Raw genomic sequence first — 14121 nt, forward strand, 5'->3', positions numbered from 1 at the left:
AACAGATGAAATTTTAAGAAAAATAAGATTTTGCGTAAAAAAAGCCCTGAAAATATCAGAGCTTAAATTTTATAATCGATGTTAATTTTAAATCAATTCACCATACAAATCGAATTCTTCTGCAGAAGTAATCTTCACATTTGCAAAATCGCCAATCGAAATATAGGTATCTACAGCAGAAACCAAAACTGTATTATCAACGTCCGGCGAATCGAACTCCGTTCTACCAACGAAATAATTACCTTCTTTGCGATCAAAAATACATTTATAAACCTTTCCGATACGTTCTTGATTTTTCTCCCAAGATATTTGCGATTGCAACTCCATAATCTCTTCTACACGGGCTTCTTTAACTTCCTGAGGAACATCATCTTCCAAAACATGTGCTGTTGTATTTTCTTCATGCGAATAGGTGAAACATCCCAATCGGTCAAACCTTTGCTCGCGCACCCAATCTTTTAATTCTAGGAAGCGCTCTTCGGTTTCGCCAGGATAGCCAACAATCAAGGTTGTACGAATAGCCATATCTGGAACTTTCTCACGGAATTTAGCCAAAAGCGCATCGGTCTTTTCGTGTGTTGTTCCACGCTTCATAGATTTCAACAAATCCGAATTGATGTGTTGCAACGGAATGTCGATATAGTTACAAACTTTCGGTTCTTCACGAATAATGTCCAAAACATCTTCTGGAAATCCTGATGGAAACGCATAATGAAGTCGAATCCAATCGATACCATCAATTTTAACCAATTCTTTCAGCAAATCGCCTAATGCGCGTCTTTTATAGATATCCAACCCGTAATAGGTAAGATCTTGTGCGATTAAAATCAATTCCTTAGTTCCTTTCTTGGCTAATTTTGAAGCTTCTTCCACCAATTTTTCGATGGGCGTGGAAATGTGTCCGCCACGCATCAAAGGAATGGCGCAAAAGGAACATGGTCTATCGCAACCTTCGGATATTTTAAGATAGGCATAGTGTTTTGGTGTTGTTGTAAGACGTTCTCCAACCAATTCGTGCTTATAATCGGCGCCAAGATGTTTTAATAAAATAGGCAAATCGCGGGTTCCGAAATATTGGTCAACATCAGGAATTTCACGAATCAAGTCAGGCTTATAGCGCTCCGACAAACATCCCGTTACGAAAACCTGTTCTACTTCGCCTCTACTTTTGGCCTCGACAAAATCTAGAATTGTATTAATCGACTCTTCTTTAGCATTATCGATAAAACCACAAGTGTTGATCACCACAATATCGCCGCGATCTTCGTGTACGACTTCTTTACCATTGGCTTGTAGTTGGCCCATTAACACTTCGGAGTCGTAGACATTCTTGGAACATCCAAGCGTTACTATATTAATTTTCTTTTTACCTGTTGATTTTGTACGCATTATTATATAATAGATAATTTATAAATATTGATGTTTCGCGATTCCTCACAATGCTCAGAATGCCAATTTGCAAATTTAGGAATAAAAAAAGAACCAAATTTTGGTTCTTTAATATTTATAAAAATTGTTCTTCTTTAAAACTTGGTGAGTGTTTGTCTTTATCCGACAAAATAGCGTCTTCTAAAGGGATTTGCCAATCGATTCCCACATCTGGATCGTTCCACGCAATTGCGCCTTCGGCTTCTTTATTATAAAAATTATCGCATTTATAAGAAAAGACTGCGGTTTCACTTAGTACCGAAAAGCCATGCCCAAAACCTCTTGGAACATAAAGTTGACGTTTGTTTTCTGCGCTTAGTTCTATCCCAAACCATTGTCCATAAGTTTCGGAATCTTTTCTGAGATCTACCGCGACATCAAAAACGCGACCTTCTAAGCAAGATACAAGTTTGGCTTGTGCATGTTCTCCTTTTTGCAAATGAACACCACGGACAACGCCATAAGAAGATTTAGAAATATTATCCTGAACAAAATGACCGTTAAGACCCGTTAGTTCTTCAAATTTTTTCTCATTGAATTTTTCGTAAAAATAGCCTCTTTCATCTTCGAAAATGCTTGGCTCAATAATATAGCAATCTTTAAGCGGTGTTTCTTTTAGTTTCATAAAAATATCAATGGTTTATTAGTCTTTAACAATCGCGGAGAAGGTATCAAAAATAATTTTTATATCTTTAAAAACATTGTTATCTTCAATATAATCTAAGTTGATCGTAAGCTTTTCGGGCATAATAACATCTATATAAGTTTGTTCTGGGTTTTGGCTTTTCGCCAACAATTCGCTTTCGTTTCTGTATTTAATTGACGCATTATCGGTAATCCCAGGCCTAACAGAAAGAACTTTTTTTTGTTCTTCGTTATAAAGCTTTGTGTATTTTTCAACTTCTGGACGTGGCCCTACGAAAGACATGTCTCCTAGAAGCACGTTAAACAATTGTGGTAATTCATCAAGTTTATATTTTCTTAGAAAATATCCCACTTTGGTCACGCGTGGATCACGGTCTCCTACTGTTAATGCTCCTTTTGAAAATGAATCTGGTCGCATAGTTCGAAACTTAAGAACATCAAAAGGAACAGAATTTCTACCAATTCTTTTTTGACGATAAATAACGCCACCTTTACTATCTAAGCTGATTGCTATAGCAATAATTATATAAACAGGTATAAGTACGATAATACCTATAAGCGACAAAACAATATCAAAAAATCTTTTCATTAAACTACTTTTTGATAAGCTTCTTCTATAACATTACAAATATAATCGACATCAGTATCTGAGAGCTGTGGATAAATTGGTAAAGAAATTTCTCTAGAATAATTATCGTATGCTACAGGATAGTTGGCAATATTATAGCCTAAATTTTTAAATAATGTCAACATTGGCATTGGAATAAAATGCACATTCACAGATACGCCATTATTAGAAATATATTCTATCATTTGGTCACGTTGTTCTTCAGAAATATTATTAATTCTGAGTGCATATAAATGATAACAAGACGTTCGGCTGTCATCTTTTATGATTGGAAGTTGTGACCAATGCTTTTGTGAAAAATATTGATGATAACGCTCTGCAACACGCTTTCTTTCTTCCATTAACTGTGAAGAATATTTTCTAATTTGTGCTAGACCAATGGCCGCACAAACATCAGGCATATTCACTTTCAAGCCTTGAAAAACAATATCATATTTCCAACTACTTCCACCGCCTTGAGATTTTGTAAACGCATCTTTTGTTTGACCATTTAAAGTCCAAAGACGCATGGTTGCATACTCTTCATCATTATTAAACGGTTCTGGAAGGTTAATACAAATTGCACCTCCTTCAGAAGTTGTAATATTTTTCACGGCATGAAATGAGAAAATTGTAATATCTGCCCAAACGCCCGTTTCCTTATGTTTGTACATTGCCCCCACTGAATGAGCGGCATCAGAAAGTACTAGCATTCGTCCAAGTTTTTTTTGGTTTTCGGAGTTTGCTACAAATTTACTTTTAACCGATTCGTCATTTACAATATCGTTTATAGCATCATAATCACATGGTAAACCAGCTATATCCACTGGCATTATCACTTTTGTCTTATCTGTTATTGCTAATCTTACTTTTTCTGGATCAATAGTGAAGTCCTCTTTTACATCTACCATAATTGGCGTGGCACCACAATGCAAAACAGCCAATGCAGTTGCACTATAGGTATATGCTGGGACAATAACTTCATCTCCTTCTTTTATTCCAAACCATTTTAAAATTAAAATAGCACCTGATGTCCAAGAATTAACTGCCAAAGCTCTTGGTGCGTGTGTTAATTTGCACACTTCCTCTTCCAAGGCTTTTACTTTGGGTCCAGTGGTTATCCATCCAGATTCCAAAGTATCGACAACTTCATCGACGACATCTTGATCTACAAAAGGTGGAGAAAAGGGAATTTTCATATTTTTATGTTTTTTTTATAAATCTATACATTTTTCTGCCGTTATAACTTTCAAATTCATTAAGAATTTCGTAACCGCAATCTTTATAAAACATGATAGCTTTATCATTATTATCAAAATCGGTAGTTAGTGATATTGGCAGTTTATTATTTTCATTGCTAAGTTCTTTTTCAAATGCTGACAATAATATTTTGCCATAACCTTTTTTATTTGAAATAGTAGCAATACTTAACAATTCTGCAAAAATAAGCATTTCTTGGCTAGATTTGCTAGCATTTGAGCCTAATCTTTTTAAGGCTACTGGATTCGTGAAAAAAATATGTAGTCCAGCTTTGGCAAATCCAAATAAATTATTTTTTAACAGTTTTTTAAAAAAGGATGTATTATTAAAACTTCCTGCAGCAAATCCAACTATTTTATCTTCATCTTCTAAAACCACTAAAAGGCCAGGCTTTTTTAAAAACGCGCGATAAAACTCAATTAAAAAAATTTTCCCTAAGCTACTTAAGAAAAAATTTTGAAAACGTAAAAGATGTATCTCGACTATTTTTTTAATATCACTATTGTTAGCTGGTCTTGTTTTCATTAGTTAATTACATTTTGTTTTAAAAAATCATGAATCTTGGACGCTCCTGCTGCTCTAGAAAACTCTTGCGCATAAAGCAATTTGCTTTGCTCTTCTATATTCTTGACCATTAACTCATCCATATTGTACAGCTTTTGGATTGCTGTTAACATTGCTATATTATTTTCAGATTCAAAAACTTCGCCCAGTCTATTCGCACTGATTAATTCTGCAGCTTCACCTTCTACTCCGCCTAAAACTGGTTTTCCAACCTCAATATAAGCCTGAAGTTTTGAAGGAATAATGGATTTATAAATTGGATCCGAAATCAAATGTAAAAATAAACAATCGGCTGCATTCAAATACTTTGAAATTTCATTGCTTGACACTCGTCCGTGCAATTCTACATTGTTTATGTTTTGGGTTTTCAGTTTGGTTTTCAAAATTTCAAAATCCGTCCCATCACCGAAAAAATGAAATTTAATTTTCGGGAATTTTTCTTCTACCATTTGGTACGCTTCAGTTAATAATGATAAACCCTGATGCACCCCAATATTCCCAGCATACACAATATTGTAGGAATCTCCAGAAAATTGATAATTTTCATAATCGACCTCCGGATTTTTCTCCACCATTGACCAATTGTATAAAGTTAAGATTTTTGTTTTTGAAATTCCTTTTGATTCAACTATTTTATTAAAGCTATTAGAAACAGTTACAAAACAATCAAAAAAGCGATAATAAAAGTTATTCAGTAAAACATCTAATATTTTGATGATCCACCCAAACTTAACCACGCCAGAAACTCGAATATTCTCGGGAAAAACATCCTGAATATCGAGTAATGTTTTAGACTTTCTTTTGAATAATTTAACCGTCCAAGCTACAAAAACCACAAATGGCGATGACTGCAAAATATAATAAAAGCTTTCTTTTTTACCGAATTTAAAAATGGCATAAGATGCAAAAATCCCAAAACAAAGGTAATTGAGAATCCGTTTAAAAACATTCAAACTATGATCGGCATAGGTAAAAGTCCTAATTACTTTTATCCCATCCAGAGTTTCAACCTGAAACAATGAATTTTTATAACCAGAATATATTTCTCCTTTGGGATAATTCGGTAAACCAGTTATCACAACGGGATCCCAACCTTTCTCTTTCAACGATTTTATAAAATCAATATCTTTAAGATAAGGTTCTGGCGTGAAGTATTGCGCTACATAAAAGAGTCTATTACTCATCATTATATTTCTTCCGACCAAACGGTTCTTTTAATATAATCTGTGTAAGAAATAATAATTCTCACCACTTTTTCGGAAACATTTGGCATTGAATAATCTGCTACAGGACGGAAGTTTGGAGACTGGGAATTAGAAACTAGCGTATTTCTTTCTCCAATGACTTGTGTTTGTAATTGCGCTAAACCTTGCATAATTCGTTCTGGAGAAAGTCCCACCATCATTACTGATGCTTCTTCCATAGCTTCTGGTCTTTCGTGAGCTTGACGAATATTTAAGGCTCTGAAATTTAGAATTGAAGATTCTTCTGAAATGGTTCCTGAGTCCGATAGACAAGCATACGCATGCATTTGAAGCGCATTATAATCATGGAAACCAAGAGGTTTTAGGAACTGAATTTCTGGACGCATTTCAATTTGCATCTTATCAATCATATTTTGTGTACGTGGATGCGTAGAAACGATGATTGGATATTGGTATTTTTCGGCAATTGCATTCAGAGAAGTCATTAATCCACGGAAATTTTTCTCTGAATTGATATTTTCTTCACGGTGAGAAGAAACGACAAAGAATTTTCCTTTTTCTAAATTCAATTTTTCTAAAACATTGGATGCTTTAATTTGCGGTAGATAATGATTCAAAACCTCAAACATCGGCGAACCTGTTTTGATAATTCTGTCCGCAGGAAGTCCTTCTCTCAATAAATATTCGCGCGCAATATCGGAATAAGTAAGATTGATATCCGAAGTATGATCTACAATTTTTCGGTTGGTTTCTTCGGGAACTCTTTGGTCGAAACACCGGTTTCCTGCTTCCATGTGGAAAATCGGAATATGTCTTTTTTTCGCAGGAATTGCACACAAACAAGAATTGGTATCACCTAAAACCAAAAAAGCATCAGGTTGCAATTCTTCCAACAAGGGATCTATTTTAATTAAAATATTCCCTACCGTTTCTGTTGCTGTTTTTCCAGCTGCTTCTAAAAAATAATCTGGTTTACGAAGTCCTAAATCTTCAAAGAAAATTTGATTGAGTTCGTAATCGTAATTTTGTCCTGTGTGGACGATGATATGTTCTACAGCTTCAGAATTGTCTAAAGCCATTAATACTCTTGATAATCTTATGATTTCTGGTCGTGTTCCCACAACCGTCATTACTTTTAATTTTTTCATTTAAAATTTTAAACAAAGATATAGTATATTTACAATCATTAAAAGCAACACAATGAAAAATTCCATTATTTTAATACTATTCTTCACATTTAATTTATGCTTATCCCAAAAAGTTAACATTACGAATTATGGCGCAGTAGGAAATGGTAAAACCGATGATACCCAAGCATTTAAAAAAGCTATTAATGAACTGAAAACAAAATACAGCTTCCAAAAAAAGCCAAGCGTATTGTATATTCCCAGTGGAACCTACCTTTTATCTCAATCATTGATTTTGGATAAATATATTAGTATTGAAGGAGAATTTATCAACACGACTGTTTTACAAACAAAATCTACCAACACACCTGTTATTATTCTTGAAAAAAACATAGACGAATCTATAATATATAATAGCTACAATTACATAAAAAATATAAGCGTACAAGGACCAAATTACCAAAATAGTTTCGTAGAAAATAAAGCAACAACCACCACGAACAATGTGGGAATTTTAATCAATGGGCTTCGTACAAGGATTGAAGATGTACAAATAGAAGGTTTTTCTAACAGCGGGATTGAAGTTAATGGATCTTATTACACTTTTATATCAAGAGTATTCTTAAAAAATAATGCAATTGGCCTGTTAATTACAAATACCTCAACAAGTGTTTACCTCACACAAAGCGAATTAAGATTTAATTCTATTGGTGTTATGATTAATAATAATTCATATTCTAATTTTATTAATAATAATATGATTGAGTCTAATGTTGCAACCTATTACAAAGATGATACATCCACTAACCAATCAAATATCAACAGTAGAGGGCGAGGAATAGTTCTTAAAAATGCGTTGACCAACTTTATCAACAACAATTATCTTGAAAATCACTTCGTGAATTTCACTTTAGACAGCGCCAGTAAAAATATCATCACCAATAATTTTTATGCCATTGGTAATATGACGGTTCTTCCTGATAAGAATCAAATTTTTATGCAAATGATTGGAAATTCAACCGAAAATACACTTTCTAACAATGCTTATCTAACTACCGAACCTCATCTAGAAGCTAATAAAATCATTATCGACAACCGAGATTATTCTTCCAATAAAATTGATGTCGGAAAAGACAATGAGAAAATTAAATCTTTGATGAAAAAAAGCATTTCAAATGAAAAAAACAGACCAATAATTGATTAGTTACCGGTCTATTTTTTAATTTTAAACTTCCAAGAAATACGTATCTGCATCCTCTGGATTAAAAGGTTCATCGATCCAAAAAATCGTGTACAAATCTTCTATTCCTATATTTTTGATGTTGTGGGTGTACCAAATGGGCATATCCACATAAGCAGGTTCTGTACCGTCTAAGTAAAAATCTAAAACTTCATCCGTATCTATTTTCCTTAACTGAATTAAAGCTTTTCCTTTAATCACCGCAAAACGCTCAATTTTTCGGGTATGATAATGATTTCCTCTTGTAATATCCGGAACTGTCGTTGAAAATGAACATTGTCCGCCAATTCCTAATCGAATGACTTCCACAAAAGCGCCTCTAGGATCGGTATGTTGCGTGAATTTTACTGGATAATGCGTCTTATAATCAATATATGAACGGTAGGTATTGAATAAATTGTGTTCGAATTTTGAATTCAAAACTGGAATTTCTCCACCATCAAAATACTTGGTTTTATAATCGTTTAATAAAGCTAAAACTTCAGAAACTTTGTTGGTTGAAGTTGGTTCTATAACCAATTCGGGCTGACTTTTCTCAGAACGAATTTCTTCCATGATTTTAACAACCAATTCCTGAACGTAAATCAGTTTTACATCACCATCATTAGCAATTGTTGGTGTTTCGCCATGCGTTAACTGATGGCAGAAAGTAGCGATAAATGAGTTATAGAAAGGCTTTCCGAAAGCTCCAAAAACATTTGGGATAATTAATCCCGTTGCTTTTCCACCATTTTCGTTGGCCCAGTTGACAATCGCTTCGCGACCTTCACGTTTCGATTTTCCGTAGAGATTATCTCTTTCTTCTTGTGTAGAAGACGATATCAAAACATGAGCTTTCGAATTGGTTCTTTTCAAAGAATCTACCAATTTGTTTGCTAAAGCGACATTGGTTTCATAGATAAATTGTTCTGATTCATGACGATTCATCGCTGCTAAATGCACAATAACGTCACATTTTGAGACAAAATCATCCAATTGGGTTTCATTTTCAAAATATTCTTTCTGGAAATCAACCCTTTCAAATTCTTCTGGAAACAGTCCTAAAGTATTATATAAATGACTTCCTACAAAGCCTTTTTGTCCTGTAATTCCAATCTTTTTTGGTGATTGGTTGTTGGTTGTTGGTAACTGGTTATTCATCATTTGTTACTGGTTATTGGTTATTGGGGATTAGGGACCAGGGATTGGGGACTTGAGATCAGGATCTCTAATTTCCAGTTTCTAACTTCTACTTTCAAATTTCTAATCTCTAGTTTCTAATCTTTAATTTCTAATTTCTAATCTCTAGTCTCTAGTCTCTAGTCTCTAGTCTCTAGTCTCTAGTCTCTAGTCTCTAATAAAATAATCAATTGGAAAACGGTATTCATCCTGAACTTCGCCTAAACCAAAATCTGCTAATACTAATAATTTATTATCCTCCTCCAAAGCCTTAATTGCCGTTATGCAACCTGCTGAAACATGAAGATAAGTTAAGGATTCTGAATCCAAAATATACTGCTGAATGCTTAAATCTTTCGAAGGATTCTCGAAATCATCAACAACAATCACCGAAATTTCAAATCGGCCTTTCATTGCTGCAAACCAACGTTGCTCAATTTTGTGTCCTTGCCATCCACGAATAAAATCCGTTGAATGATTCTCTAAAGTATAAATTCTTTTAATTTGCGAGGCATCAAAATCATTATTGAACGTGATAATTCCTCTTTCATCTTCGTGCCGGTTCCCGACAGTAATTGGTAATTGGTTAATTGTCATTGGTTAATTCAACTTTTCTTTAACAGATTTTATTAAACCCGACAACATTTTAGAGATTTGATCTAATTGGATGAGTAAAATTTCATATTCTGATTTTGTTAAATAGTTTAAATTCAAAGAAATTAATATTTGCGTATCAATCTCTTGAACACTGCCTAAAGAAATATATAAAAATTGTAAAAACTCTTTATCAGATTTTCTTCCAGCACCTTCGGCAATATTGCTTGGTACTGATACAGAAGCTCTTCTAATTTGATTTATCAATCCAAATTGCTCTTCTTTTGGAAAACGCATCGTTAAAGCATAAATTTCAGTTACAAAATCTATACTCAATTTCCAAACATCTAAATCTTTATGAGTTCTCATACCAGTTCCTAATAACTAATTACAAATCACTAATAAGGATATTGCATCACATCTTCTCCAAAAACTTCTTTTCTAATTAATGGTAAAGTTGAAATTAATTTCTTAAGACCTTCTACACCTTGTTGTTCGGTATTGTGAGAATGATAATCTTCGATTTTAGAAACATCTTCTTCACCTTCTGAGAAATATTTGGCATAATTCAGATCACGATTATCGGCAGGAACTCTGTAGAAATCCCCCATATCTTCGGCTTTCATCATTTCTTCACGGGTACACAAAGTTTCATACAATTTTTCTCCATGACGCGTTCCGATCACTTTAATTGGAACTTCTTTGCCCGTAAGTTCAATTAGTGCTTGCGCCAAATCGCCAATGCTTCCTGCAGGTGCTTTGTTCACGAATAAATCTCCTGGATTTCCATTTTCGAATGCAAATAATACTAAATCTACAGCATCTTCCAAAGACATGAAAAAACGCGACATATTTGGATCCGTAATTGTAATGGGTTCCCCTTTCTGAATTTGATTTAAAAACAAAGGAATCACCGAACCACGAGAAGCCATTACGTTTCCGTAACGTGTTAAACAAACCACCGTTTCTGTAAGATTACGAGACTCTGCAACGGCAACTTTCTCCATCATGGCTTTGGAAATCCCCATCGCATTGATGGGATAAGCTGCTTTGTCTGTTGAAAGACAAATGACTTTTTGTACTTTGTTGGCTGCTGCTGCACGAATAACATTTTGCGTTCCTTCCACATTGGTTTTCACGGCTTGCATCGGGAAAAATTCGCATGAAGGAACTTGTTTCAAAGCTGCAGCATGGAAGATATAATCTACACCACGAGTAGCAGGTTCAACACTTGTATAATCGCGAACATCGCCGATATAGTATTTTATTTTATCATTTTTGTAAAGATTTCGCATGTCGTCTTGTTTTTTCTCATCACGAGAAAAAATACGAATTTCCTTAAAATGATCTGTTTCTAAAAAACGCTTGAGAACAGCCGTCCCAAAAGAGCCTGTTCCACCAGTAATCAAAAGTGTTTTATTTTTTATTTTCATAATTTTAGAAATTTCAAAGCAATTTTTAAATATAAATATGGAAAAGCATAAAAAAGATAAGCGATATATTTTGGAGTTTTATTTTCTGGAAAATAACTTAGAGTTTTATTAAGCTTATTCGCAATATAAAAACCTAATAAAATGACTTTATAATCTATGTTATTTTTAAAAAAATTTTTGTTGTTTTTAACTAAATTATAAAATTGTGCTTTGGCTTGCAATTGAAGTCTGGGATCATAGGCAGCATTTTTACCTCTTAATCTCACTTTAGTTAATACATCTGGCAAATAACCTAACTCATATTTTTGAGCCAATTTGATCCAGAAGGCACTGTCTTCACCAACTTTATAATCTTGATTAAATCTAAGTGTATTATCTGATTTTAGCACTTCTGCTTTTATCATAACACAAGGCGTTGCAATACCACAAGATATTAACATTTTGGGAAGTATATAACCTTGAATATCGGGATTGAGTATTTTTATATTTTTTGGTGAGTCGTTTTCAAAAGAGAGATAATTGGTATGACTCCATACGAATCCATGAAGTTTCATGAATTTTATTTGTTTTTCAATTTTTTCTTTAACCCATAGGTCATCAGAATCAAGGAAACAAATATAGTCTCCTACTGCTTTTTCTATCCCCACATTCCTTGCCGCGCCTGCACCATTATTTGTGGTTTTGTAGAAACGGAAATTTGGATATTTAAGAATTAAATCATCGATATTATCTTTTGATCCATCGTTGATAATTATAACTTCTAAGTTTTGATAGCTCTGATTAAAAACTGATTCCAAAGCTTCTTCAAGCCACATCTTATTATTATAGAATGGAATAATGACACTAACCAATGGCGAATTTTCTTTCATAATTAAATCAATAGGAGTAGCATTATTTATTAGAGATAACAAAAATACTTTTCATCTCGTTCATCATTTCAGAAAATCTTTTAATGCTTTGTTTTTTATTCAAAACCTTAGCAATTATTTTTTTGAAATTCAATTCTTTAAGATACAATCTAATAATTCTTTGCTCATCAAAGTTATGTTTAGAAAGATAATATTTTAAAGAAATCATTTCATTTTTGAATGCATTTCTATTGAAAGGCCTTTCGTCTAATAGATGACTATATTTCTTTGTAGGGATATATGCAATATCAAAATTACTTTTAATAAATCTATTTGAAATATCAGATTCTTCATTATACATAAAAATTTGCTCATCAAAAAGACCAATTTTTTCGAACTTTTCTTTATCTAAGAATATAAAAGCACCCGATAAGAAATCCTTTTTAGAATCAAACTTTCCTTGTTTGTTCCTAAGTTTCATTATCCATCCAGAAAGAAAAAATGTCCATTCAGGTTTTCGATAAAACGAAATATTCTCTCCTCCCATTTGTTGATAGCCAATCATCGCTAATGAAAGACTGTTAATAAATCTAGCTTTTGCATCTTGCTGTAAGGGCTCCATTAATCTAACATCAGGATTCATGACAATAATGTATTGTCCTTGTGCTTGTTTAATTCCTATATTATTTCCACCACCATAACCATTATTTGCTGGGTTATGAATAATTTTCACCCTATTCTCATAACCAATTTGTAGGATTTTTTCTTTCAAAAGACTATGACCTTCTATTGGGCTATTATCTACAATGATAATTTCATAGCTAGAACTTTCTTCATATTGTGAAATACTTTGCAAAGCTTCTTCTATTAATTTATGAGAAAGATAGGTTACAATAATATACGAAAATTCTACCATTGTTTGTATTTCAAATATTTTATAGATTCTAACATGAGTTCTAATTCATGTAAAAAGTGATTTTCTTTTAATATATAGGAAGGCAGAATGTATATAAAAAGACATACAACAAAACAAACTGCTGAAAAACTTAGTAATCTATGTGCTTTTTGCCTAACCGAATAATCCCTAATCATATATAAGAAAAATATAACATATATAATTAGAAATGGCATCACATAGCGGTGTCCCGCGATCTGAAGAAAAAATGATACGGGGATAAATATGGTCGTATAAAATGTAAGTTTGTACAAAAAGACGAATTTTTTGTCCTCTTGCCAATCTTCATTATTCTTAATATAATATTTGGCTTGAAAATATAAAAAACCTACTAAGAAGATATAAGGTAAGGAGTTGAATAAGCCTCCAACAAAACCACTGATACCACCCTTGTCAAAATATTCTCCAAAATGTTCTATTTGTCGTGCAAAGCCTAAAGAAAAACCAAGGTAAACTATCGCAAAACAAGCAATCGATAAGATGAAGATAAACTTAAAATAATTATTTGTTTTAATAAAGAAATAGATGGGTATGAAAGTAAAAAGTACAATAGTGGCTGAGTGAGATACAAATGCTAGAATACAACAAATTATCATCCAAAGGTATCGGCGTTTAAACATAAAATGGAACGCAAATAACAGAATTGAAAAAGCTAAATAATATCTAATCTGATTAGCATAATGTACATAATCTATAAGTATATAGGCCAAAAACACATAAAAATAATTGGAAGTATATCTTTTGATAAAGAAAAAATAAATGAGTGTATAGGCCACAAGATGTGATAAGAACAGATCATCATAAGACCATCCTCGTTCTTTAAAAAAGATGGTTAATTGTTTGAAACCAATATCGGTAATGCCTATTTCATGTTTAAAAAGAAAATAATACATATTATAATCTGCTGTATAGCGAAGCCCAACAGTAAAAACAAATACTGCAGCTAGCAAAAGCCAAGACATAATATTGGTTATAAATTTAACTTTAATAACTTCACCTATATACCCAATACTATAATGCAGCAGAAATAAAACAAATAAAATAAACATCAATTTCT

15 protein-coding genes are annotated in these 14121 nt (G+C 32.9%); 1 reads left to right on the forward strand and 14 read right to left on the reverse strand.

Annotated elements, in window-relative coordinates:
• Positions 1-87: 87 nt before the first annotated feature.
• From rimO to wecB, 7 genes are all read right to left on the reverse strand, one after another.
• Positions 88-1389 (reverse strand): 30S ribosomal protein S12 methylthiotransferase RimO, encoded by a 1302-nt coding sequence (gene rimO / locus G6R40_RS05560; RefSeq protein WP_165132736.1) that lies wholly within the window; start codon positions 1387-1389, stop codon positions 88-90.
• 115 nt (positions 1390-1504) lie between these two features.
• The gene (gene rfbC / locus G6R40_RS05565) at positions 1505-2053 is read right to left on the reverse strand and encodes a dTDP-4-dehydrorhamnose 3,5-epimerase (protein WP_165132739.1); all 549 of its coding nucleotides are present in this window, start codon (positions 2051-2053) and stop codon (positions 1505-1507) included.
• Positions 2054-2071: 18 nt separating this feature from the next.
• Positions 2072-2662 carry a sugar transferase gene (locus G6R40_RS05570; protein WP_165132742.1) on the reverse strand — a complete coding sequence of 197 codons (591 nt, stop codon included), beginning with the start codon at positions 2660-2662 and terminating at the stop codon, positions 2072-2074.
• Complete coding sequence (locus tag G6R40_RS05575; protein WP_165132745.1) at positions 2662-3879, reverse strand: DegT/DnrJ/EryC1/StrS family aminotransferase; 1218 nt, start codon at positions 3877-3879, stop codon at positions 2662-2664. Before G6R40_RS05575 ends, G6R40_RS05570 begins: the two co-directional genes overlap by 1 nt.
• A 4-nt stretch (positions 3880-3883) precedes the next feature.
• Positions 3884-4465 (reverse strand): GNAT family N-acetyltransferase, encoded by a 582-nt coding sequence (locus G6R40_RS05580; RefSeq protein WP_165132748.1) that lies wholly within the window; start codon positions 4463-4465, stop codon positions 3884-3886.
• Entirely contained in the window at positions 4465-5691 is a 1227-nt protein-coding gene (locus G6R40_RS05585) for a glycosyltransferase family 4 protein (protein WP_165132751.1), read from the reverse strand. Before G6R40_RS05585 ends, G6R40_RS05580 begins: the two co-directional genes overlap by 1 nt.
• Positions 5691-6857, reverse strand: coding sequence for a non-hydrolyzing UDP-N-acetylglucosamine 2-epimerase (wecB, locus tag G6R40_RS05590; protein WP_165132754.1), 1167 nt, complete (start codon positions 6855-6857; stop codon positions 5691-5693). Before wecB ends, G6R40_RS05585 begins: the two co-directional genes overlap by 1 nt.
• 52 nt (positions 6858-6909) lie before the next feature.
• Here wecB and G6R40_RS05595 point away from each other — a divergent pair, with 52 nt between their 5' ends.
• Entirely contained in the window at positions 6910-8040 is a 1131-nt protein-coding gene (locus G6R40_RS05595; RefSeq protein ID WP_165132757.1) for a glycosyl hydrolase family 28-related protein, read from the forward strand.
• Between the two features lie 21 nt (positions 8041-8061).
• Here the strand turns inward: G6R40_RS05595 and G6R40_RS05600 are convergent, their stop codons facing one another.
• From G6R40_RS05600 to G6R40_RS05630, 7 genes are all read right to left on the reverse strand, one after another.
• Entirely contained in the window at positions 8062-9219 is a 1158-nt protein-coding gene (locus G6R40_RS05600) for an NAD-dependent epimerase/dehydratase family protein (protein ID WP_228455931.1), read from the reverse strand.
• A gap of 183 nt (positions 9220-9402) precedes the next feature.
• On the reverse strand, positions 9403-9831 hold the full coding sequence (locus G6R40_RS05605; protein WP_165132760.1) for a WxcM-like domain-containing protein: 429 nt from the start codon (positions 9829-9831) through the stop codon (positions 9403-9405).
• 3 nt (positions 9832-9834) lie between these two features.
• Positions 9835-10197: a four helix bundle protein gene (locus tag G6R40_RS05610; protein ID WP_165132763.1), complete on the reverse strand. Its 363-nt coding sequence runs from the start codon at positions 10195-10197 to the stop codon at positions 9835-9837.
• Between the two features lie 29 nt (positions 10198-10226).
• Positions 10227-11261 (reverse strand): polysaccharide biosynthesis protein, encoded by a 1035-nt coding sequence (locus G6R40_RS05615; protein WP_165132766.1) that lies wholly within the window; start codon positions 11259-11261, stop codon positions 10227-10229.
• On the reverse strand, positions 11258-12130 hold the full coding sequence (locus tag G6R40_RS05620) for a glycosyltransferase family 2 protein (protein WP_165132769.1): 873 nt from the start codon (positions 12128-12130) through the stop codon (positions 11258-11260). The genes G6R40_RS05615 and G6R40_RS05620 overlap by 4 nt, the downstream gene beginning before the upstream one ends.
• 22 nt (positions 12131-12152) lie before the next feature.
• On the reverse strand, positions 12153-13025 hold the full coding sequence (locus G6R40_RS05625) for a glycosyltransferase (protein WP_165132772.1): 873 nt from the start codon (positions 13023-13025) through the stop codon (positions 12153-12155).
• Positions 13019-14026 (reverse strand): EpsG family protein, encoded by a 1008-nt coding sequence (locus G6R40_RS05630; RefSeq protein ID WP_165132775.1) that lies wholly within the window; start codon positions 14024-14026, stop codon positions 13019-13021. The genes G6R40_RS05625 and G6R40_RS05630 overlap by 7 nt, the downstream gene beginning before the upstream one ends.
• Between the last annotated feature and the right edge of the window lie 95 nt (positions 14027-14121).

Origin of the sequence: Chryseobacterium sp. POL2 (assembly GCF_011058315.1) — a bacterium.
Classification (GTDB): domain Bacteria; phylum Bacteroidota; class Bacteroidia; order Flavobacteriales; family Weeksellaceae; genus Soonwooa.